This window comes from Streptomyces sp. NBC_00569, from assembly GCF_036345255.1.
GTDB lineage: Bacteria > Actinomycetota > Actinomycetes > Streptomycetales > Streptomycetaceae > Streptomyces.
The window spans coordinates 1,075,199-1,097,011 of record NZ_CP107783.1; the positions used below are offsets into that span (position 1 = coordinate 1,075,199).

General features: G+C 70.7%; 24 protein-coding genes. 9 read left to right on the plus strand and 15 right to left on the minus strand.

Translation table 11 applies throughout. The features are described from left to right. Positions 1 to 17: 17 nt before the first annotated feature. Both OHO83_RS05015 and OHO83_RS05020 read right to left on the minus strand, forming a co-directional pair. On the minus strand, positions 18 to 722 hold the full coding sequence (locus OHO83_RS05015; protein WP_330278773.1) for a ribonuclease H family protein: 705 nt from the start codon (positions 720 to 722) through the stop codon (positions 18 to 20). A gap of 77 nt (positions 723 to 799) precedes the next feature. Then, positions 800 to 1,402, minus strand: a complete 603-nt coding sequence (locus OHO83_RS05020; protein WP_266678488.1) for a TetR/AcrR family transcriptional regulator — start codon at positions 1,400 to 1,402, stop codon at positions 800 to 802. A gap of 137 nt (positions 1,403 to 1,539) precedes the next feature. Here OHO83_RS05020 and OHO83_RS05025 point away from each other — a divergent pair, with 137 nt between their 5' ends. The 4 genes from OHO83_RS05025 to OHO83_RS05040 all read left to right on the plus strand — a co-directional run bounded on the left by OHO83_RS05025 (position 1,540) and on the right by OHO83_RS05040 (position 7,660). After that, the gene (locus tag OHO83_RS05025) at positions 1,540 to 2,961 is read left to right on the plus strand and encodes a purine-cytosine permease family protein (RefSeq protein WP_330278774.1); all 1,422 of its coding nucleotides are present in this window, start codon (positions 1,540 to 1,542) and stop codon (positions 2,959 to 2,961) included. A gap of 42 nt (positions 2,962 to 3,003) precedes the next feature. Next, the gene (locus OHO83_RS05030) at positions 3,004 to 4,656 is read left to right on the plus strand and encodes an amidohydrolase (RefSeq protein ID WP_330278775.1); all 1,653 of its coding nucleotides are present in this window, start codon (positions 3,004 to 3,006) and stop codon (positions 4,654 to 4,656) included. Positions 4,657 to 4,935: 279 nt separating this feature from the next. Further along, positions 4,936 to 5,901, plus strand: coding sequence for a hypothetical protein (locus OHO83_RS05035; protein WP_266680200.1), 966 nt, complete (start codon positions 4,936 to 4,938; stop codon positions 5,899 to 5,901). Between the two features lie 913 nt (positions 5,902 to 6,814). Continuing rightward, a complete protein-coding gene (locus OHO83_RS05040) occupies positions 6,815 to 7,660 on the plus strand; it encodes a nitroreductase/quinone reductase family protein (protein ID WP_330278776.1) in 846 nt (281 codons plus the stop codon). A 160-nt stretch (positions 7,661 to 7,820) separates the two neighbouring features. Here the strand turns inward: OHO83_RS05040 and OHO83_RS05045 are convergent, their stop codons facing one another. Next, positions 7,821 to 8,327, minus strand: a complete 507-nt coding sequence (locus tag OHO83_RS05045; RefSeq protein ID WP_266678480.1) for an FBP domain-containing protein — start codon at positions 8,325 to 8,327, stop codon at positions 7,821 to 7,823. A gap of 329 nt (positions 8,328 to 8,656) precedes the next feature. Between OHO83_RS05045 and OHO83_RS05050 the strand changes: the two genes are divergently transcribed. Further along, positions 8,657 to 9,862, plus strand: a complete 1,206-nt coding sequence (locus tag OHO83_RS05050) for a cytochrome P450 (RefSeq protein ID WP_330278777.1) — start codon at positions 8,657 to 8,659, stop codon at positions 9,860 to 9,862. 29 nt (positions 9,863 to 9,891) lie between these two features. Beyond that, positions 9,892 to 10,086 (plus strand): ferredoxin, encoded by a 195-nt coding sequence (locus OHO83_RS05055; RefSeq protein ID WP_266678476.1) that lies wholly within the window; start codon positions 9,892 to 9,894, stop codon positions 10,084 to 10,086. 10 nt (positions 10,087 to 10,096) lie between these two features. Here OHO83_RS05055 and OHO83_RS05060 read toward each other — a convergent pair whose 3' ends face one another. The 8 genes from OHO83_RS05060 to OHO83_RS05095 all read right to left on the minus strand — a co-directional run bounded on the left by OHO83_RS05060 (position 10,097) and on the right by OHO83_RS05095 (position 16,446). Beyond that, positions 10,097 to 10,969 (minus strand): universal stress protein, encoded by an 873-nt coding sequence (locus tag OHO83_RS05060; RefSeq protein ID WP_266678474.1) that lies wholly within the window; start codon positions 10,967 to 10,969, stop codon positions 10,097 to 10,099. 73 nt (positions 10,970 to 11,042) lie between these two features. Continuing rightward, entirely contained in the window at positions 11,043 to 12,326 is a 1,284-nt protein-coding gene (locus tag OHO83_RS05065) for a hypothetical protein (protein WP_329432266.1), read from the minus strand. Positions 12,327 to 12,501: 175 nt separating this feature from the next. After that, a complete protein-coding gene (locus tag OHO83_RS05070; RefSeq protein WP_443066093.1) occupies positions 12,502 to 13,899 on the minus strand; it encodes an FAD-binding oxidoreductase in 1,398 nt (465 codons plus the stop codon). 55 nt (positions 13,900 to 13,954) lie between these two features. Then, entirely contained in the window at positions 13,955 to 14,407 is a 453-nt protein-coding gene (locus tag OHO83_RS05075) for an ATP-binding protein (RefSeq protein WP_266678468.1), read from the minus strand. 143 nt (positions 14,408 to 14,550) lie between these two features. Further along, positions 14,551 to 14,922 (minus strand): peptidase inhibitor family I36 protein, encoded by a 372-nt coding sequence (locus OHO83_RS05080; protein WP_266680198.1) that lies wholly within the window; start codon positions 14,920 to 14,922, stop codon positions 14,551 to 14,553. A 2-nt stretch (positions 14,923 to 14,924) separates the two neighbouring features. Further along, positions 14,925 to 15,512: a hypothetical protein gene (locus tag OHO83_RS05085; RefSeq protein ID WP_443066031.1), complete on the minus strand. Its 588-nt coding sequence runs from the start codon at positions 15,510 to 15,512 to the stop codon at positions 14,925 to 14,927. Positions 15,513 to 15,519: 7 nt separating this feature from the next. Next, positions 15,520 to 15,912, minus strand: a complete 393-nt coding sequence (locus tag OHO83_RS05090; protein ID WP_266678466.1) for a hypothetical protein — start codon at positions 15,910 to 15,912, stop codon at positions 15,520 to 15,522. 117 nt (positions 15,913 to 16,029) lie between these two features. Beyond that, entirely contained in the window at positions 16,030 to 16,446 is a 417-nt protein-coding gene (locus OHO83_RS05095) for a hypothetical protein (protein ID WP_266678464.1), read from the minus strand. Between the two features lie 270 nt (positions 16,447 to 16,716). On the opposite strand from OHO83_RS05095, the gene OHO83_RS05100 reads away from it, so the two are divergent. Then, a complete protein-coding gene (locus OHO83_RS05100) occupies positions 16,717 to 17,226 on the plus strand; it encodes a mycothiol transferase (protein WP_266678462.1) in 510 nt (169 codons plus the stop codon). Between the two features lie 186 nt (positions 17,227 to 17,412). On the opposite strand, the gene OHO83_RS05105 is transcribed toward OHO83_RS05100, so the two are convergent. Continuing rightward, on the minus strand, positions 17,413 to 17,700 hold the full coding sequence (locus OHO83_RS05105) for a DUF1905 domain-containing protein (RefSeq protein ID WP_330278779.1): 288 nt from the start codon (positions 17,698 to 17,700) through the stop codon (positions 17,413 to 17,415). Positions 17,701 to 17,896: 196 nt separating this feature from the next. Here OHO83_RS05105 and OHO83_RS05110 point away from each other — a divergent pair, with 196 nt between their 5' ends. Continuing rightward, the gene (locus OHO83_RS05110; protein ID WP_330278780.1) at positions 17,897 to 19,585 is read left to right on the plus strand and encodes a chitinase; all 1,689 of its coding nucleotides are present in this window, start codon (positions 17,897 to 17,899) and stop codon (positions 19,583 to 19,585) included. 26 nt (positions 19,586 to 19,611) lie between these two features. Here the strand turns inward: OHO83_RS05110 and OHO83_RS05115 are convergent, their stop codons facing one another. The 3 genes from OHO83_RS05115 to OHO83_RS05125 form a co-directional block, all read right to left on the minus strand. Next, a complete protein-coding gene (locus tag OHO83_RS05115; protein WP_323187061.1) occupies positions 19,612 to 19,797 on the minus strand; it encodes a hypothetical protein in 186 nt (61 codons plus the stop codon). Positions 19,798 to 19,863: 66 nt separating this feature from the next. Then, a complete protein-coding gene (locus OHO83_RS05120; protein WP_330278781.1) occupies positions 19,864 to 20,304 on the minus strand; it encodes an OsmC family protein in 441 nt (146 codons plus the stop codon). A gap of 123 nt (positions 20,305 to 20,427) precedes the next feature. After that, a complete protein-coding gene (locus OHO83_RS05125) occupies positions 20,428 to 20,901 on the minus strand; it encodes a cupin domain-containing protein (protein ID WP_329432274.1) in 474 nt (157 codons plus the stop codon). 150 nt (positions 20,902 to 21,051) lie between these two features. Here OHO83_RS05125 and OHO83_RS05130 point away from each other — a divergent pair, with 150 nt between their 5' ends. Beyond that, on the plus strand, positions 21,052 to 21,780 hold the full coding sequence (locus OHO83_RS05130) for a Clp protease N-terminal domain-containing protein (protein WP_330278782.1): 729 nt from the start codon (positions 21,052 to 21,054) through the stop codon (positions 21,778 to 21,780). The last annotated feature ends 33 nt before the right edge of the window (positions 21,781 to 21,813 follow it).

Sequence of the window (21,813 nt, forward strand, 5' to 3'; positions counted from 1 at the left end):
CTGACCACCTGCCCGGGTCACTCCGCGGCGCCCGCACCCGTACGGCATTCCGGGTGGCCCCATCCCTTCGGGTTCTTGGCGATGGGCTCGCCGGCCGCGTAGGACCGGCCACAGACGCAGCGGCCGGGGAACTTGGCGTTGAGCGTGCGGGTCGAGGCCGTCTTGGATCGTGCCGAGGCCGACTTGGGCTTCCGCTTCGCCGGGCCGGCGACCGTGTCGGGTGACGCCGGGGGTTCCGGGGACCCGTAGTCGGTGCCCGCCGGTTCCTGGACGACGGCGGCCTGGCTCGCGGCCCGGTCGGCGAAGTCGTTCAGCCGGTCGCCGTCGACCTGGTGCGCGGGGACGTACCGGAACTCGACGGCACGCCCTTCGAGCAGCGCGTCGATGCGGGTGACGAGCTCCTGGTTGGCGACCGGCTTGCCCGCCGAGGTCTTCCACCCGTTGCGCTTCCAGCCGGGCAGCCACGCCGTGACCGCCTTCATCGCGTACTGGGAGTCCATCCGGACCTCGAGCCGCTCGCCCGGGTCCGTGGCGGCGAGGAGGCGCTCCAGGGCGGTGAGCTCCGCGACGTTGTTCGTCGCCGTGCCCAGCGCGCCCGCCTCCCAGCGGACCGGGGTCTCCCCGCCGTCGGCGATGACCCAGGCCCAGCCGGCGGGCCCTGGATTTCCTTTCGACGCCCCGTCACACGCGGCGATTACGCGATCTGCCATGACACCGATCATGCCAGTGCCGGTGAGCGGCGAACGCCACACCCCTTTTCCCGCCCCCGACGGGTACGCGGACGCGACCGCGCCGGCCGTCAGGCCCGCGCCACCAGCCGTTCGGCCGCGGAGCGCGCGGTGGCGAGTACCGCGGACCGCTCGGCGCCGCGCTGGCCGATCACGATGCGGGTGCTCAATCCGTCCAGCAGGGCGAGGAGTTGGGAGGCGCGCTCGGCGGTGTCGAGGGGTGCGAAGCGTCCCTGTCTGACCCCCCTGTCCAGAAGGGTCTCCAGGTCCTCCTGCCAGCCCCGGTCCAGCTCGTCCTGGGCCTCGCGCAGCGCCTCGTCGGTGGAGGTGCGGGCCCACAGCTCGATCCACAGCGTCCAGCGCGGGTCGCGCGGGCCACGGGGCAGGTACAGCTCGACGAACTGGTCGAGCTTGCGTTCGGCGGTGACGCGCCGGGACAGGAGTGCCCGGCGCTGGTCGGCCAGGCCGCTCTCGCTCCAGCGCAGGGCTTCGAGGAGGAGGCGGTCCTTGCTGCCGAAGTAGTACAGGATGTGGCCGCCGCTGGTGCCCAGTCGCTTGCCGAGCGCCGACATCGTGAGCGACGCCAGGCCGTCCTCGGCGATCGCCGTCATCGCCTCTTCGAGCATCCGCTCCTGGGCGACCTGCCCGTCGCGCCGTCGCGCCGTAGCCGCCACCGCCGCGCCTCCCTGATCCGTGATCCCGACGCCATGACCCTATCCGGCGATTTCCCGGTGGGGTCTTGACGTATGCGACGAGGAGGCGCATCTTGAATGCCGTTCAAGAAGTTAGAACGACATTCAAGGACGGCGGGATGACACAGCAGCACACCGCGGACCCCGGACCCGTGGAGGCCGGACCGACGGTCGCCGCCACCGGTGACGAGGTCTTCCAGGTGGAGACCCACGGCATCGACCCCATCCCCGACGAGGAACGGCACGGCGGCGCCAAGGACCTCTTCTGGCTCTGGTTCGGCTCGAACCTCACCTTCACGTACGTGATCAACGGCGCCCTCGCCGTGTCCTTCGGGCTCTCGTTCTGGCAGGCGACCGCGGCCGTCGTCATCGGCGGCCTGGCGTTCTTCGCGATCAGCGCCGCCGGACTGAGCGGAATCCGCACCGGCACCGCGACCCTGGTGATCTCCCGCGCGCCCTTCGGCGTCCGCGGGAACTGGCCCGCCGGCCTGCTCAACTGGGTCGTCTCGATCGGCTACACGATCGTGAACACGGTGGTCGGCGCGCTCGCCCTCGAAGCGTTCTGCGCGGACCTCGGCTGGCACGGCTCCACCGCCCGCGCCTTCGCGCTGGCCGTCACGATGGTGCTCACCTTCGCCGTCGCGCTGTGGGGCCACGCCACCGTGCAGTTCGCCGAGCGCTGGATGGCGTACATCCTCGCCGTCGGCTTCGCCGCGCTCCTCGTGTTCCTGATCCCGGGCGCCGACACCGGCGCGTCGACCGGCGGCGTCCCCGGCGCCTCGGGCTGGAGCCTCGCGTTCGTCGTGATGCTGGCGGGCCCGTTCTCGTACGTCCCGATGCCCGCCGACTACACCCGCTACCTGCCGCGCACCACCTCGCTGCGCTCGATCACCTGGAGCGGCGCGCTCGGCGGGCTCGTCTCCTCGGTCGCGCTCGGTGTCGCGGGGGTCGCCGCCGCCACGCAGGCCGACATGTCCGACGCGGTGGCCGGCACGGAGGGGCTGCTGCCGGGCTGGTTCCAGCCCCTCTTCCTGGCCCTGGTGCTCGGCGGCTCGGTCACGAACTCGATCATCACGCTGTACTCGTCGAGCCTGAACCTCCAGGTCCTCGGCATCCCGTGGAGCCGCTCCAAGGCGATCCTCATCAGCGCGGGCGTCACGGTGGCCGGCTCGCTCTACGCGCTGTTCCTCACGGACTTCACCGACTCGCTGCTGTCGTTCCTGTCCCTGCTGATCATCGTCTTCGCACCGTGGGGCGGCGTCTTCCTCGCCGACATGGTGATGCGCCGCTGCCGGTACGACGCTCCCTCCCTGCACACCGGTCGCGACGGCGCGTACTGGTACCGGGGCGGCTACCACCCGGCCGGTGTCGTCGCCCTGCTCTGCGGCATCGTCTTCGCCTCGCTGACCTGCGACTCCGAGCTCTGGACCGGGCCGCTGGTCGCCCCACTCGGCGGCGCCGACCTGACCTTGCTCGGCTCGGTCGTCTCCGCCCTCGTGTACTGGGCGCTCGCCCGGCGGACCGTCGCCCCCGCCGCGTAGACCCTCTCCCGAACACCCGTATCACCAGAGGAGTTACCCCTCATGTCCCACTCCCCCGCCCCCGCCGACCTCGTCCTGCGCGGCGCGCGCGTCCACACCGTCGACCCGGCGCTGCCCGAGGCGCAGGCACTCGCCGTGCGCGACGGCAAGATCGTCTGGCTCGGGGCCGACGCGGACGCCGAGGCCTGGACGGGGCCCGGCACCGAGGTCGTCGACGCCGGCGGGAAGCTCGTCCTGCCCGGCTTCATCGACGCGCACAACCACGTACGGCTCGGCTCCGACGACGCCTGCGTCCAGCTGTCCGGCGCGGACACGCTCGACGAGATCCACGACCGGATCCGCGTGTGGCGGACGGCACACCCGGGGGCCGCCTGGATCGAGGCGGAGGCGTTCGACTACTCGGCGATCCCCGGCGGCCGGATGCCCACCGCCGCCGACCTCGACCCGGTGACCGGCGACACCCCCGCGTTCGTCCTCAGCTACGACGTGCACACCGCGTGGCTGAACACGGCCGCGCTGCGCTGCCTCGGCATCGACAGGGACCGTACGAGCCTGCCGTTCGGCGAGGCCGCGACCGACCCCGAGACCGGTGAACCCACCGGATTCATCAAGGACTTCGCCGTCAAGGGCCTGTCACGCGACGGGCATCGGGCGCTCCAGCGGCTCGGCGTGCCGTGGGCCTCGGCCGACCGTCAGTACGGGCGCCTCGCCAAGTCGCTCGACGACGCGATCCGCTTCGGCATCACGACCGTCGTCGAACCGCAGAACTCCATCGACGACCTCGCCCTGTTCGAGCGTGCCCGCGCCGAGGGCCGGCTCCGCTCGCGCATCGTCGCCGCCCTCTTCCACCCGCGCGGCACCACCGACGCCGACCTCGACGACTTCGCCGCCGCCGCGGACCGCCACGCCGACGACCGGCTGCGCGTCGGACCGCTGAAGCTCTACATAGACGACGTCGTCGAGCCGCGCACCGCCGCGCTCCTGGAGCCGTACACGGGGTGCGGCCACCACCGCGGCGAGACGTTCTACCCGCCGGAGGAGTTCGCGGGCCTCCTCGCCAAGCTCGACGCGCGCGGCTTCCAGTGCTTCGTCCACGCGACCGGCGACCGCGGCATCCGCACGGTCCTCGACGCCGTCGAGCACGCCCGTACGGTCAACGGTGAGCGGGACGCCCGCCACCAGGTCGTCCACGTCGAATGCCTCGACCCGGCCGACACCGCGCGCTTCGCCGCGCTCGGCGTGGTCGCCTGCATGCAGCCGAGGCACTGCGCCCCCGAGGTCGCCGGCCCCGGCAAGGACTGGGCCGAGAACGTCGGCACCGACCGCTGGCACAAGGCCTGGCCCATGCGCAGCCTCCACGAGTCGGGCGCGGTCCTCGCCTTCTCCAGCGACTGGAACGTGGCCGAGATGGACCCCATGGTCGGCATCTACACGGCTGTGACCCGGCGCCCGCTGGCCGGCGGCGAGCCCTGGATGCCCGGCGAGACCGTGGACGTGGAGACCGCGGTGTACGGGTACACCATGGGCTCCGCGTACGCCAACTTCCTTGAGCACGAGCGGGGTTCACTGAGCGTGGGCAAGGCAGCGGACTTCGTGGTCCTGTCCCGCGACATCCTGAGCGCCGCGCCCGAGGACATCCCGGGCACCGTCGCCGAAACCGTGGTGGTGGCCGGCAAGATCGAGCACCGAGCCTGAGGACCCACACGACAACCCGCGTACAAAACGGTCCATTAGGAGGGATAAAGTAGCGCGTCAACCTTCGTCAGCCCGAGACGCCTCAGGAGACCCTACGTGACCTCAGCGATCGCCCCGACCGAAGCGACCGAATCCGCCGCGACGGACGTCACCTCCGAAGAGGCCGTCCCGGCGCAGGCCGGGCCCGCCGAGACCGAGGCGAACATCTGGGTGCCGGGCGGGACCCCGGAAAACACCCCGGACGAGACACCGGAGGACACGTCGGAGGTCTCCGAGCCGATCGCCGAGGACGCACGCGCCTTCGGCGTCTATGCCCGGACCGGCGGCTGGGCGTTCGCCCTCATGGTGGCGCGCAGTGTGCGTCCCGGCGGGCAGGCCGTGGGTGAGACGCCCAAGGTCTCGGCCCGCCGGTTCAGCGAGCTGGCGGGCTGCTCGGCCGAGCGCGTCATGCGCTACTACAAGGCCTGGGACAAGGCCGCCGACGACGGACTCGTGCCGCACTTCGAGGCGCTCGCCCCGGGCCAGGACGTCGAACTCCCGGACTCCGACGTCTGGTTGTCGTACTACGCGTCGCGCTCCATCGCCGTGTCACCGCGCGGCCACGCGATCTCGGCGGCCGCCGAGGCCGAGGGCATCCGCCCGACCAAGGCTCTGGAGGTCGCCGAGAACCCGACCGCGCTGCGCGCCGCGATCCTCGCCGACCCAGGCACCGCCGAGGCGGCCAGGAAGGCCCTGATGGACCGCCTGGAGGAGGACCCCGCCCTGCGCACCGAGCTGGTCAGGGACATCGTGCGGGCAGACGACCTCAAGAAGGCCGTCGCCGCCGAGGCGAAGGCCGGTGACCGGGTCGAGTACGTGCGTCAGATCGCGGAGAACGGCCAGATCAAGACACCGGCCGGCCAGAAGATCGAAGCGCCGCGCGAACTGCGCGAGGAGGCCGAGCGCCACCTCTCCCTGATCGACGAGCTGGACGACGGCGAGGAGGCGGGCGAGTGGGCGCGTGAGGCGTACGACAGCGTCCGCGAGCTCGTCACCAAGACCGTCGAGAGCGACCCCGACCTCCGGGTGAAGGAGCGCAGGGCGAAGTTCTACAACAGCCTGCAGAAGGCGACGAAGGTCTTCGAGGAACTCACCCTCGACGACGCCGAGGACGAGGTCTACGAGGACGACATGCTCAAGCGCCTCGAAGACCTCCAGCAGGCCATCGCCTCCTGCATCTCGGCGATCCAGGCGAAGGTCCAGTAGGACGTAAGCACGCTCCGGGGCGCCGACGAGGGCCGCCCCGGACTGGCGAACGCAATCCCCCGCCGGCCCCTCAGCCCCGTACGGGACTGAGGGGCCGAAGACCAGGAGCCCCACCGGCGAACAGCCGCGCACGAGACGCGCCCCGAGGACCGGCAGCCCACCCGAGCGGACAGCCGCGTACAAGACGTGGTTCCAGGACCGGCAGCCCCACCGGCGAACCACCGCGCACCAGACGCGCCCCGAGGACCGGCAGCCCCCACCGACTGGACAGCCGCGCACAAGACGTGGTTCCAGGACCGGCAGCCCCACCGGCGAACCACCGCGCACCAGACGCGCCCCGAGGACCGGCAGCCCCCACCGACTGGACAGCCGCGCACAGAACGTGCCCGAGGACCGGCAGCCCCACCGCGCGGTGAGCCGCGTACGAGACGGGAGGGGACGCGGGGGCATGTGCGCGCGCAGCCACCAGCACCACATTCAGGCGACCAACTAGCCAACGCACACCCATAGAACAGCGAGCACGTACATGCCCCCGCGGCCCCGCACCCAAAATCAAACCTGAGCAGCCCGCACCGGCACCTGAGAACACACATCAGCAGCCCCACCGCCCCGAACCTGCTCCTGCACCCGCACCCGCACCCGCACCCAAAACGAACCTGCGGACCCCGCACCGAGCCCGCACCCAAAAATGCACACCGCAGCAGACCCCCACCGGAGCCCGCTCCAAAAACGCATTGCCGCCCCCCGCCCGAATGAACTAGGGTCTCGCCCCGTGACTGCCGGGTCGGCCATGGGCCATCAACGAGTAGGGCACCCGGCCTCCGAGTGAGGCCGGGGCGGGCGCGAGGCCCGCCGATCTTCTTTTGCTTCCGCGATCCAGATTTCTCGTATGTTCCGGAGACGAAAGAAGAGAATGCCCAACGATTTCAATCAGCACGTCATCGACGAGTTCCGAGCCAATCGCGGCCGGCTCTCAGGCCCCTTCGAAGGTGGCCGGATCCTCCTCCTCACCACCACGGGGGCCCGCTCGGGCACCGCACACACCACACCCGTCGGCTTCCTCCCCGACGGCGGCGAGCGCGTCCTGGTGATCGCCTCGGCCGGCGGAGCGCCCAGCAATCCGGACTGGTTCCACAATCTCGTGGCCACCCCCCGCGTCACCGTCGAGGACGGCGTGTTCACCTACGTGGCGGAGGCCGAGGTCCTGGCCGGCGCGGAGCGCGACGCCGCGTTCGCCCGGGCCGTCGAGCGCGATCCGGGCTGGGCCGAGTACCAGGCGAAGACGTCCCGGGTCATCCCTGTGGTCGCCCTGCGCGCGATCGAGAGCGGCCCGCCGAACGTGACGGGAGCGACGACTTGGGGTGACGGGCTCAAGGCTGTCCATGACGGGATCCGGCGTGAACTGGGCCTGATCCGCAGGGAGATCGCGGAGTCGGGCCCCGGCCTCGGCGCCCAGCTCCGCGTCAACTGCCTCACGCTCTGCAAGGGACTGCACAACCATCACGCCGGAGAGGACGCCGCACTGTTCCCGTTCATCGGTTCGCGCCACCCGGAGCTCGGCGCGGTCCTGGAGCTGATGCGCGAGGAGCACGAGCGGATCGCCGCACTCCTCGCACGGCTGCAGGAGACGGTCTCCACCAACGGCGCTGACCCCGGCCTGGTGCTCCCCGAGGTGGAGCGGCTCACGGACGAACTGGAGAGGCACCTGCTCCACGAGGAGGAGCAGCTCATCCCGCTGCTGGACGCGGCAGCGATGTAAGGCGTCCCGCCCCAAATCCCGTCACGGCAAAGCCCCGTGCCGCGAACCACGACATGGCCCGTGCCGCGAAACCGGTCACGACAAGCCGTCCCGCACCCCGATCACGACAACGCCTCCAGCCGCACACCCCGGTCACGACGAGACCCTGTCCGAACCCCGGTCAGGCGACCCCGGTGACCCTCGCCGTGAAGGCGTCCAGGTTGCTCATGGCACGGGCGATCCGCTCGTCGAGCGAGAGTGACTCCTCGTAACGGCCCGCCCTCAGCTTGGGCTGCCGCTTGCCGCGCAGATAGAGCGAGCAGGCGAGGTCGGCGCAGAGGTAGATGCCGACGGTGTTGCCCTCCCGCCCGCGCGCTCCCGCCAGGGGCGCCGCGAGGAGGGCGACACCGGAGGAGGCGTGCCCGGTCAGGCACACCTGGCAGATGCTGGACTTCACGGCGCTGGTCCGGCTCACCGAGGGGACCCGCAGGGTGATGCCGACGGGCCCGTCGGGGCCGGGGCGCACGAGGTGGGCCCGCAGGGGCGCTCCCGGGTCGATCCAGCCGAGGAAGTCCAGGTCCTCCCAGGGGAGTTCGGCGAAGTCGAGGGGGAGCTTCATCCGGGCGGCCTCACCCTTCGTGCAGTTCACGAAGGACGACCGGATCTGTTTCTCGTTCAGTGGTTCCACGTGCGGCGACGATACCTACCGCCGCTCGCACAATCATCCGCATTTCCCCGTGGACACAGTCGCCTCCCGTTCGGTCGACGGGGCGCGAACAAGCCGCGCCGCGCCCGAGGACACCCCACCGGCTCCGGCCGTGTGGCACATGCCCCGACCGCCTCCCCGGTCCGACCACACGCCCCGACCAGACAGGACACGCCCTTGACCGGACCCGAACAACAGGGTTCGGCCAGATGCCCCTGATGGGCGGAGTGGCCGATCTTCGCGTGGACGACTGGATGCCCGAGGCATCTAATGAAGATCACCAAGGAAGACTCACCGCCTGCGAGGTCACCATGACCGTGACACCCCCCACGCCGGACACCGTCGCCTTCCCCCAGGACCGCACGTGTCCCTACCACCCGCCGGCCTCCTACGATCCGCTGCGCTCGGCGCGGCCCCTCTCCCATGTCTCGCTCTTCGACGGGCGGACCGTGTGGGTGGTCACCGGCCAGTCGGTCGCGCGCGACCTGCTCATCGACCCGCGCCTGTCCACCGACCGGGAGAACCGCGCCTTCCCGATGCCCACGGAGCGCTTCGCCCTCTCCCGCAAACGGCGCATCGCCCTCCTCGGAGTCGACGACCCCGAGCACAACGCCCAGCGTCGCATGCTGATCCCGAGCTTCACCCTCAAGCGGATCACGGCACTCCGGCCCCGCATCCAGGAGACCGTCGACCGGCTCCTCGACGCGATGGTCGAGCAGGGTCCGCCGGCGGACCTGGTGAGCGCGTTCGCGCTGCCCGTGCCGTCGATGGTGATCTGCTCACTGCTCGGGGTGCCCTACGCCGATCACGACTTCTTCGAGGAGCAGTCGCGGCGGCTGCTGCGCGGGCCGGACGTGACGGACACGGAGGCCGCGCGCCGGCAGCTCGACGCGTACCTGGGCTTGTTGATCGACCGCAAGCGGCGGGAGCGGGGCGACGGACTGCTCGACGAGCTCATCCACCGCGGCGCGGACGAGACGGAGATCGACCGCGAGGAGCTCGTCAGCCTCGCCACGATCCTGCTGATCGCGGGGCACGAGACCACTGCGAACATGATCTCGCTCGGCACGTTCACGCTGCTCCGCCATCCGGACCGGCTGGAAGAGCTGCGCTCCGCCGACTCGCTGCTGCCCGCCGCGGTCGAGGAGCTGCTGCGCTTCCTGTCCATCGCGGACGGCATCCTGCGCGTCGCCACCGAGGACATCGAGGTCGCGGGCGAGACCATCCGGGCGGACGACGGGGTCGTCTTCTCCACCTCGCTCATCAACCGCGACGACGACAGCTTCACTGACCCCGACTCCCTCGACTGGCACCGCCCCACGCGCCACCACCTCGCGTTCGGCTACGGGGTCCACCAGTGCCTGGGGCAGAACCTGGCACGGGCCGAGATGGAGATCGCCCTGCGGTCGCTGTTCGCGCGGCTGCCGGGGCTGCGCCTCGCGGCGCCCGCCGAGGAGATCCCGTTCAAGCCGGGCGACACGATCCAGGGCATGCTCGAACTCCCGGTCACGTGGTGACCGCCCGAGCCGTGAGAGAGGCGCAGACCATGCGGATCCGGATCGACAAGGACAGCTGTGTGGGTGCGGGCATGTGCGCGCTGACGGCGCCGAACGTGTTCACGCAGGACGACGACGGCTTCAGCGAGCTGCTGGAGGGTCGCGACGACGGCGCCGGCGACCCTCTGGCGCGGGAGGCGGCCCGCGCCTGTCCGGTGCGGGCCATCACCGTCACCGACGGCTGAGGTCCCCTGCTCAGGCGGGCGGTACGACGGCCACCGGGCACGGCGCGTGGTGCATCACGGCGTGCGCGACGGACCCGATGCGGGACCCGACGGCCGAGCGTCGGGCGCGGCGGCCCACGACCACCAGCTGGGCCCCCGCACCCGCCGCGAGAAGGACCTGGCCGGCGCTGCCGATCTCGACCTGCTCCACCACGGGCACGTCGGGATACCGCGCGCGCAGCGGTTCGAGCGCCTCGCCGAGCGCCTTCCGCTCGTACGGCTCCATGCCGCCGGCCTCGTCGAGCAGCTTCAGCGAGGCGGGGCTGTACGCGTACAGGGGCGGCAGTGTCCACGCGCGGACGACCTTGAGGGTCGCGCCGCGTGCGGACGCGGTGGCGAAGGCGAACTCGAGGACCGCGCGGCTGTCCTCGGGCGCGCCCTCCTGGCCGACGACGATCTCGCGGCCCGCCGCCTCCGGTTCGGCGCGGTCGTCGGCCCTGACCAGGACGACGGGCCGCGCCGACTCGGCGATGACCTGCTGCCCGACCGACCCGACGAGGAAGCCGACGAGTGCGCCGTGTCCCCGCGAGCCGAGGACGAGGAGCTCCGCGTCCGCGGCGGCGCCGAGGAGCGCGGGGACGGCTGCGCCGGACGGGGACTCGACCGACACCGGCAGCCGCGGGTGACCGCTCGCCACGGCGGCCGCGGCCTCATCGGCCACCCTTCTGGCCCAATCGGCCTGCGCCGCGGCATCGGGCGCGGCCGCCGCCACGTCCGGCAGCGGGGACCAGGCGTGCAGCAGGCGCAGCCCGTACCCGCGACGGACCGCTTCGCGCGCGGCCCACGCCGTGGCGGCCGAGCTCTCCGGCGATCCGTCCACTCCCGCGGTGATCCAGCGGTCCATGCGCCTGCCTCTCCGTCACTGATCAGGTCCCGACCAGTGTGCGTCAGCGGGGCGGACAACACGCCACAACGCCCTAGGCACCGCTGCGTGCGGCGCCGGTGGGTACAGCGACCACGTCACCGAGGAACTGCGACCAGCCACCCGTGGGTGCCTCTCCGACCTCCAGCGAGCGGAGCCGGGCGAGCACGTTCGGGTCCTGGGCGTCCAACCAGTCGACGAACTGCCGGAAGGAGACGAGGCGTACGTCCTTCTTGCCGGCGATGTGCTTGAGCGCCTCTTCGACGGCGTCCATGTAGATCCCGCCGTTCCAGTCCTCGAAGTGGTTGCCGATGAAGAACGGCGCCCGGTTCGTCTCGTACGTCCTCTTGAAGCCCGCGAGATACGACTCGGTGGCCTGCGTGCGCCAGGCCGCGTAGTTGTAGGAAGGCCCTCGCGTGGAGTTCTTCGACTGATTGGCGAGGATGTTGTAGTCCATCGAGAGGACCTCGAAGGTGTGGCCGGGAAACGGCACGGCCTGGAGCGGCAGGTCCCACAGTCCCTGTCGCTTCTCGGGCCAGCGCTGGACACCGCCGGGCGACGAGGCGTCGTAGCGCCAGCCCAGCTCGCGGGCGGTGGGCAGCAGGTTGTCCCGGCCGAGCAGACAGGGGGTACGGCCGCCGATGATTTCCGTGTCGTAGTCGAACGGCAGGGGGTCGTCTTCGTGCCAACCCGTGTTCGTACGCCAGGTCTTGACGAACGAGCCCGCCTGCTCGATCTCGCTGCGCCACTGCGCGGGCGTCCAGTTGGCGACGGAACCCGAGCCGGCGCAGAAGTGGCCGTTGAAGTGCGTGCCGATCTCGTGGCCGTCCATCCAGGCCTGGCGCACGTACTTCAGCGTCTCCTTGAGGTGCCCGTCGGTGAGGTACCCGATGTCGGAGGCGCCTACGGGGTTGTTCGGCGGGTCGTAGAGACGCTTCTTCGACTCGGGCAGGAGGTACAAGCCCGACAGGAAGAACGTCATGTGGGCGCCGTGGTTCTCGGCCAGTTCGAGGAAGCGCGGGAAGAAGCCTTTGCCGACCTCGCCCGCACCGTCCCAGGAGAAGATCACGAACTGCGGCGGCTGCTGGCCGGGTTCAAGGGGGACGGGCGCTTCGGGCTGCTTCGGCTGCTTGCCGGTGTACGCCGTCGAGCCGTCACCGATCAGCTGGGGTGCGGCCTTCCTTCCCTGGTGGGCGCCCCGGTCGGGCTGGCGGTCGGGGCCGGCAGGCGGTCGGTCCTCGTCTCTGCCCGTTCCGCATCCGGCAAGGCCCGCGGCGGCGGCACCCAGGCCGATCCCGAGTCCCAGACCAACGGCTCCTCTGCGGGTGATCTCACTCATCGGCATCCCAACCCGCGTCCGCGAGGGACGCGTCGCGCAGCCCCCCTGACAACACACGCACCGTAAGTCGGATAAGCACACAATTAGTTCATTTAGGTCGGCGCGGCGGGCAAAGCGCTGCAGAAAGCGCCGGCCGGGCCGGAGTCCGCGGGCCGGGAGAGGGCCCGATGCCGGGTCAGTTCGCGTCGGGGTCGCCGACGACCTTCCCCGGGTTGAACAGGTCCAGCGGGTCAAGGGTGTTCTTCACCGCGCGCTGCACCGCGCAGACCTCGGGGCCGAGTTCCTGCCGCATGCCGCCCCGCTTGAGCAGGCCGACGCCGTGCTCCCCGGTGACCGTGCCGCCCGCGGCGACCGCCGCGCCGAGCAGCTCCTCGAACGCGGCCTGCGCCGCGCGGCGCGCCTCTGCGTCGCCGGGCGGGGTGATCAGGAGCGGGTGGAGGTTTCCGTCCCCCGCGTGCGCGATGGTCGCGATCCGCACCCCGTGCCGCTGCCCGATCTCCTCGACGGTGGCCAGCATGGCGGGCACGGCCGAGCGGGGTACACAGATGTCCTCGGTCAGCACGGGGCCCAGACGTTCGAGGGCGGGGTAGGCGAGCCTGCGGACGTCGAACAGCGCCTCGGCCTCGACGGCGTCGGTGGACTGTTCGGCCCAGAGCGCCCCCGCGTCCGCGAACGCCTCGGCGACCGCCGCCGCCTCCGCCGCGCCCGCGTCACCAGGCGCGTCGATCCGCGCCAGGAGCAGCGCGGCGGCGCCGGGTTCGATCCCGAGGTGCTTCCAGTCCTCGACGGCCTGCATGCAGTGCCGGTCGAGGAGTTCCAGGGCGGCGGGCTGGAGGCCGCGCCGGGTGCACAGCGCGACGGCGGCGCCCGCCGCGACGAGGCCGTCGAAGGCGCCGACGACGGTGCGGGGTTCGGCGGCGGGCGCGGGACGAAGGCGCAGCGTGATCTCGGTGATCACTCCGAAGGTGCCTTCCGAGCCGACGAAGAGGCCGGTCAGGTCGTAGCCGCTGACACCCTTCGTGGTGCGCCGGCCGAACCGGACGCGGCTGCCGTACTCGCCGGCGGGCCCGCCCATCACTGCCTCGAGACCGAGGACGTAGTCGCGGGTGACGCCGTACTTGAGGCAGCACAGGCCGCCGGCGTTCGTCGACACGTTGCCGCCGATGGTCGACCAGGGGGCGCTGGCCGGGTCCGGCGGATACCAGAGGCCGTGCTCGGCGACGGCCGCCTTCAGGTCGTTGTTGACGACACCGGGCTGTACGACGGCGAGCAGGTTCTCGGTGTCGATCTCCAGGATGCGGTTCATCCGCGAGAGGTCGAGGACCAGGCAGCCGTCGGTGGCGTTCGCGCCGCCCGAGAGCCCGGTGCCGGCACCGCGGGTCACGACGGGTACGGACAGCACGGCACAGGCGCGCACCACCTGCTGCACTTCGCCGGCGTCCGTCACCCGGACCGCCGCGAGCGCCCGGCCCACCGGTGCCCATTCCGCGTCGTCGTGGCTGAGCCCGGACAGCACGTCGCCGTCCTCGATCAGGGTGAGGCCGGGCAGCGCCTCGGCCAGGCCGTTGAGCAGCTCGCGGTCGGGTGCCGTGTCGATGTCGTCGTCTCCTCGCGCGAGAACCGTTCGATTACGGTCGCAGTCTAAAGACGGCCTTGATCCACTTCCCGACCGGCACCCGCTCCACGATGACCTCGGTGGCGAGGGCGTGGACAATCTCGAGACCGTGTCCGCCGATGCGCGCGGGGTCCTTGGCGAAGCGGCGGGGCACGGCGACGCTGCTGTCGTAGACGGTGACGGCCACTTCGTCCTTCGATCCCTCGAGATCGAGGACGTACGGGCCATGGCTGTGACGGTCCGCGTTGGTGACGAGCTCACTGACCAGGAGCAGCAGATCACCGCGTGACCTGGCGTCGATCAGGGCGCACCACTCGGACCGCAGCTGTTCGAGGAACACCTCGGCGAAGGCGCGCGCGTCTGCGATGCAGCCCGGCTCTCCGGTGTACTGCGTCGCCCGGCGCAGCGGCTCGGCGGGGTCGGCAGCACCGGTCGGCATCAAAGCCCCGTCCAGGTACTCGGTCATGCGGTTCTCTCAATGGGATCGATCGGCACAGTAATTTCCCTGCAGACCTCCTGATACCCAGTGGCGCGTGCGGCAGTCATAACCGGCCGGAACGGGCGGCAGGGCATGCCACCCGTTCCGGTCCGGTCACGCGGTGCGCGAGGTCAGCAGCTCATTTTCCACGTATGGGAGTCGCCGCTGTCGTTGCCCCAGCTGTCGGAGGCGATCTCCTGGCCAGGGGCGAGGCAGACGGTGCCGAGACCGACGAGGCCCGGGTTCTCGTAGACCTGTACGTGGTCCTTGATACCAGGGCCCGAAATGCCATGGTTCGCCCAGGAGGAGTCCTGGTCCTGGATGGGGTCCTCCCAGTCGTGGTCGTCGCCCGACCAGTTGGTGCGCTGACCGCCGAAGTTCGCGTCCGTCCAGGCACAGAACTGGCCGCTGGGGCACGAGGCGCCGAAGGCGGAGGACGAGGTGGCGACGGCGCCGCCCAAGGCGAGGGCGGCGGCCGCGAGGAGCGCGGCGGAGTTCTTGATGATCACTGCGTCTCTTTCTCTTGCTGCGGAATCGGCTGATGCTGTTGCTGCTGTTCCTGGTCGGCGAGGAGGTCCCTCGCGCGGTTCAGGGCGTGCTCCCGAAGGCGCCGCCAGGCCGCGACCTCGGTGCGGTGTCCGGCTCTTACCGAGGCGAGGCTGGTCTTGCGGTAGGCCGCTTCGGGCTTGAGGTTGTTGACGACGGTCGAGACCTGGAACCAGCGGCGCTGGTCGCCGTAGAGGGCGCGCTGTGCCGAGGCCAGGCAGCCGTCGGTGTGGGCGCGCACGGAGTATCCGGTCGGCAGCCTCAGGGAGAGTTCCGTGCGCCCGGCGCCGAAGAGGGCGTCGGCCAGACGTTCCTCCTGGGCCTGCGTGCCGGGCCGCCTGCCGGGGCGCGGCGGCGTGAGGCCCTGCGCGGTGAGGCAGCGGTCGGTGAGGAGCTGGGTGGCGGCCTTGACGGTGTCGTCCGCGGAGAGTGCGGGCCCGGGGTCCCGGGCCGCACAGCCGGTGACGAGCAGCCCGGCCATGGACAGCGGGCCGAGCACGGTGAGCGCCGGGAACGGCCGTGCCCACGGGCGCGGTCGGTGGGTCATCGGCGGATCAGCCCGCTTCGCATCCCATCTTGTTGTCGCTGACGCCGTCGAACTTGGTGGCCCACGCCTCCCAGTTCTCGTCGTAGTCGTCCTTGCGGATCTCGCGGTAGAGGCAGCTGTTTCCCGGCCCGTAGCTGATCGCGTAGACGGTGCCGTCGACGCGGGAGTCGAAGGAGTAGGCGTGGCGCTGGGTGCCGTTCTCCGCCTCGGCGTAGCCGGGTGGCGCGTAACACCAGGCCTGGCCGTGCTGGCCCGCCTCGGTCCAGAAGCAGACCTGTCCGGGGCCCGCGGCGCGCGCGGAACCGGCCGGCGCGGTGGCGACGGCCGTCGGGGCGGCGAGGGTCAGCGCGGCGGCGACGCCGACGAGAGTGGTGGCGAGCAAGGCGGTACTGCGGTGCATTCGAGCGACTCCGAAAGTGTGGTGACTGCGCTGTGCATGACCACACTCCCCCTGCGTTTGTGCAGGTAAGCGCGGCGCCACCCGTACCGGCTACTAGTCATATCGACGCCGCGTCGATCATGGGTGGGGAACGAGCGCGGCCCTGGACGCGCGGGTGCGCTGCATCCGCAGGGCGTCGACCGACTCGGCGAGGAACTCGTATTCCGTGGTGTCGTCGCGAGTGATCAGCCGGACGAGTTTCCCGTCGGCGAGTTCCTCGGCCACTTGTTCCTGCCGCTCGATATCGCCGCACCAGTCGCGCAGCGCACCCGGCACATCGGGGACGGTGTCGGCGACCGGGGCAATGGCATGGTCAGGGAAATGCGGATTGCCGGGGCGCGGATCGAGCCGTTCGGCTATCCAGGAAGCACGGTCGCGCAGCCACCACATCGCGAGTGGCAGAGTGGGCGCTCGGTACGTTCCGAGCGGTACGCCGACGCGCTCACCGCCGCAGATTCCGTACGCGGTGACATGGCACAGGAATTCCTCGTGCACGTTCTCCCCCGTCGCTTCGTTCGCCGTCCTGCGGGCCTCACTTTCATTCCGTGCGATGTGCGTGATCCGTGTGGGTGCGCCGGTCCGGACCGGCTAAATGATCTATTGGTCGGGCATCATTCAACTTCCCCAGAAGACGAGTATCGACACTTCCGACGCACTGTCACCATGCCTTTCTGGCCAGTCTCCTGGCATATTCAGAGCACCGAATGGCCGGAATGGAACGGGTGCGCGGGTGTGAAATCCGCGCCATCGAGGAAGCAGCACGTCATGCACTCCAAGGACGTTCTCACCGACGCGTTCGGACGGATCCACGAAACGGTTCACTCGGCGGTGGAAGATCTTTCCGCCGAGGAACTCAACACCCGTCTCAATGGCGACTCGAACTCGATCGCGTGGCTGATCTGGCACCTCACACGCGTGCAGGACGATCACATCTCCGACGCCTTCCACACCGATCAGATCTGGCTCGCCGACGGCTGGGCCGACCGTCTCGATCTCGCCCTGCCACCCTCCGACACGGGATTCGGCCACAGCGGCAAACAGGTGGCCAAGGTGCAGGTCCTGTCGGCCGATCTGCTGCTCGGCTACTTCGACGCCGTGCACGAGCGCACCCTCGCCCACGTGGCAGGACTGACCGACGCGGACCTGGACCAGGTGATCGACGACACCTGGTCGCCGCCGGTCACGCTGGGCGTGCGGCTGGTGAGCGTCATCTCGGACGATCTCCAGCACTCGGGGCAGGCCGCCTTTGTGCGGGGGATTCTCGAGCGCCTCTGAGACCCGGCGCGCGCCCCGTGTGAACAGGGCACACCCAGTCACTGTGTTCGCACGCTTCCAGCCATCGGAACGACGCAGTCCACTACGAGAGGAACCCCGCACAGGATTGACGGCTCCTGCGCGGAGGGGCCGCCGGCCATCCCTACCCACGCCCAGGCCGGCGGCCCCGTCACCCGCTCACCGGCGTCAGCTCCCGAGCCGCTCCTCGAGCCGGATCGTGACGCGGTCCCCCGCCTCCTTGCCGATCGCCTTGCGGACGTCGGCCTTGACGGGCAGCTTGTGCCGCCCGCCCCCGAGAGCCATGAACGAGCTCCGGAACGGATGGCCGTCGACCGTGCCCCTGACCTTGACCAGGCCGCGCGTCCCGAAGAAGGTGGCCGATCCGGGCCATACGACATAGGTCCAGCCGCCTTGGTCGGGGCTCTTTTCCAGGATGGCGCTGAACTCCTCGTTCAGGGTGCCGGACGTGCTCATCTCTGCCTCCTCGGGGATCTTCCGCCATCACTGAAGACCTTCCGCACGCGCGAAACTCATCGCACCCGGAGCCCTGCGACAGCCCTCCCGGCACGGTTGAGGTCTTGACAACTCGATTGGTCTGGACCAGCTTTGGGCCCTACAGCGGTGGCCACCGTTCACTCCCGCCCCCTTCACTCCCCACCGGAGGCAGTAAGTGGACCGTGCACGCAGATGGATCAAGGGCGCACTGGCCGTCACCGCGGCCACAGCGCTCGGCGTCACCGCCCTGGCGACCACGGCGCAGGCCGCCGACATCAACGTCGCCAAGAACGCCGGGTTCGAATCGGACCTGAGCAACTGGACGTGCTCCGCCGGCACCGGTTCCGTGGTCGGCTCCCCCGTACACGGCGGCGCCAAGGCGCTCAAGGGCACACCGACCGCGCAGGACACCGCCCAGTGCTCCCAGGCCGTCGCGGTCAAGCCCAACTCGACCTACACGCTGAGCTCCTGGGTCCAGGGCAGTTACGTGTACCTCGGCGCGAGCGGCACCGGAACCACCGACGTGTCGACGTGGACACCGGGATCCTCCGGCTGGCAGCAGCTGAGCACCACGTTCACGACCGGCGCGAGCACGACGTCCGTGACCGTCTACACGCACGGCTGGTACGGACAGAGCGCGTACTACGCCGACGACGTGAGCGTGCTCGGTCCCGACGGCGGCGGTGGCGGCGGCGATCCCGTCGTCATCCCGGCGGTCCCCGCGGGACTCGCGGCGGGCACCACGACGTCCTCCTCGGTCGATCTCTCCTGGAACCCGGTCTCCGGCGCCACCGGCTACAACGTGTACCGCGACGGCTCGAAGGTCGCCTCCGTCAGCGGCGCGTCCGCCACCGTCACCGGACTCGCCGCCGCCACCTCGTACAGCTTCCAGGTCAGCGCGACCAACTCGGCCGGTGAGTCCGCGAAGTCGGCGGCCGTCACCGCCAGGACCGCGACGTCCGGCGGCGGTGGCGGCGGCACCGTGCCCAAGCACGCGGTGACCGGCTACTGGCAGAACTTCAACAACGGCGCGACCGTGCAGAAGCTGCGGGACGTCCCCTCCCAGTACGACATCATCGCGGTGTCCTTCGCCGACGCGACCAGCACGCCGGGCCAGATCTCCTTCACGCTCGACCCCGCCGTCGGGTACGCGTCGGCCGCCGACTTCAAGGCCGACATCGCCGCGAAGCAGGCCGCGGGCAAGTCCGTGATCCTCTCGGTCGGCGGCGAGAAGGGCAGCGTGTCCGTCAACAGCGACGCGTCGGCCACCGCGTTCGCCGACAGTGCCTACTCCCTGATGCAGCAGTACGGGTTCGACGGCGTCGACATCGACCTCGAGAACGGCCTCAACTCCACCTATATGTCGAAGGCCCTGCACCAGCTCTCCGCGAAGGCGGGCGCGAAACTGGTCCTCACGATGGCGCCGCAGACCATCGACATGCAGTCCACTTCAGGTGAGTACTTCAAGACGGCGCTGAACGTGAAGGACATCCTCACGGTCGTCAACATGCAGTACTACAACAGCGGTTCGATGCTCGGCTGCGACGGCAAGGTCTACAGCCAGGGCTCGGTCGACTTCCTGACCGCGCTCGCCTGCATCCAGCTTGAGGGCGGTCTCGACCCGTCGCAGGTCGGCCTCGGTGTCCCGGCGTCGACGCGTGGAGCGGGCAGTGGCTACGTGGATCCGTCCGTCGTCAACAACGCGCTCGATTGTCTGACCCGCGGCACCGGCTGCGGCTCCTTCAAGCCCGCGAAGACCTATCCGGGCCTGCGGGGTGCGATGACCTGGTCCACGAACTGGGATGCGACGGCGGGCAACGCCTGGTCGAACAGCGTCGGCCCCAAGGTTCATTCACTCCCCTGAGCACCCTGCGGTGTGTACGGCGGCACTCAGTTCAGCAGCTGCCGCAGATGGGCGCAGGCGGCGTCCGCCGTGGGATGCCGCGCGATCGCCTCGTGGCTGCCGCGCTCGTACACACTGGTCTCCCGGCCCCCGCCGGGGTCCTCGCGCACATAGAGGAAGCCGGTGGGGGACGGTTCGTGGATGCCCTCGATCCAGTAGTGGGTCGGGGGCACGGCGGTTTGCCGCAGCGCGCGCTCCACACCCGGCCGCGAGAGCTCGTCGCCCCGCCACCAGGCGGGTCAGCCCGCCATGAAGACGAGCGTGCCGTCCGGGAGCCGCACCTCGATCCGGGCTCCGTGTTCCACGGTCCGGCTGACGGTGCAGTACTTCTCGTGGGTCAGACGCACGCCGCGGGCGAAGGCGTCGTCCGCCTCCTCGTCACCCTCGGGGAGCTCCAGTTCGTAGCTGACGCGGACCGCGCCGACGCGGCCGTCGTCCGCGGGGCGTGACACGGACTCCACGACGACGCGCAGTCCGTCGTGTTCGACGGTGCGGGCCGTGCGGTCGGTGACGAGGCCGCCGCAGCCACCGAGCGCGGCGAGGAGCAGCTCGACCGGGGTGAACGACGGCTGCACGTCGGGATCCTCGGCGGCGCCGATGCGGACCTCGGCGCCGCGGTCGTTGCGTGCGGTCCAGTCGCGGAAGCCGTTGCGGACGGTCTCGATGCGGTAGTCGGCCATGTCGGGTGGTTCTCCCTCGCTGCGGTCGCCCGGTCCTGCCACTCCCCGGCACCGTACGGGCGAGGGGGCGCGGGGCGGCGCAGGCCGGACCGGCGGGCGGGCACGACCGCCCGCTCGGTCGCGTCAGGCAGTGGGCAGGCGCCCGCCGCAGCGGGCACAGTAGGCCGCCGCGGAATCCTCGGAGACCCGGTCGCAGGCGGGGCAGATCCGGCTGAGCAGGCAGGCCGGTTCGCCGCCCTCGCGGGCCGGGGGCCGCGCGATGGTCAGGCCGGGGCGTCTGCGGTGGGCGGTGAGGTAGGCGAGACCGTCGGCGCCGGCCGTCACGGAGCGTCGTTCGCCGCGCGCGATGAACACCAGGGCGCCGGACGCGAGTTGTTCCTCCTCGCCGGCGTGCCGGAGCAACCCATCGCCTTCGATGACGACGAGCAGGACGTCGAGGTCCGGCTCGACGTGCTCGGCGACGACGGTGCCGGGCCGCAGCCGGACGAGGTTCGCGTCGAGCTGCCGCGCCGCGCCGTCGAGCTTCCACAGGGCGCCCGTCCCGGACTCGTCCGCGGCGCGCAGCACGTCCGCAAGTGACACTCGGCCCGACGGCATGGCTCTCCTCTTTCATCCGCTGGTACGTCGTGGACTGCGCAGCCTACGGCGTGCGTGAGGACATCCCCAACGACTGTCAACTTGAGGTTGACACCTTCCGCACTGTCAACCTACGGTTGTCACATGACGGAATCTGCGGAGCCAGTAGGCATGACCACACCCGTACGCCTCGACGACCTGATCGACGCCATCAAGAAGGTCCACACCGACGCACTCGACCAGCTCTCCGACGCCGTGATCGCCGCGGACCACCTCGGCGACGTCGCGGACCATCTGATCGGCCACTTCGTGGACCAGGCACGCCGCTCCGGGGCGTCCTGGACCGACATCGGCAGGAGCATGGGGGTCACCCGGCAGGCCGCCCAGAAGCGGTTCGTGCCCAAGTCCTCCGGCGAGGTCGGTGACCTCGACCCCAGCTCGGGCTTCGGCCGCTACACCCCGCGGGCGCGCAACGTCGTGATGTCCGCGCAGAACGAGGCCCAGGCCGCCGGCAACGACGAGATCCGGCCCGAGCACCTGGTCCTCGGCCTCCTCGCCGAGCCTGAGGGGCTCGCCGCGCAGGCCGTCCGGGCGCAGGGCGTGCTCCTCGACACCGTCAGGCAGAACGCGACGGCCACGCTGCCCCCGGCCGTCTCCGACGTGCCCGGCCTCGTCAAGTTCGACACGAACGCGAAGAAGGTCCTGGAGCTGACCTTCCGCGAGGCGCTGCGCCTCGGCCACAACTACATCGGTACGGAACACATCCTGCTGGCCCTTCTGGAGCAGGAGAACGGCTCGGGCACCCTCGCCGAGTCGGGCATCGACAAGGCCGCGTCCGAGGCGCACATCGCGGACATGCTGGCCGCGATCGTCAAGGAGCGGGCGAAGCGGCAGTCCTGACGGGCCGTCCGCCGGCCAGGTGTCCCGGAGTGC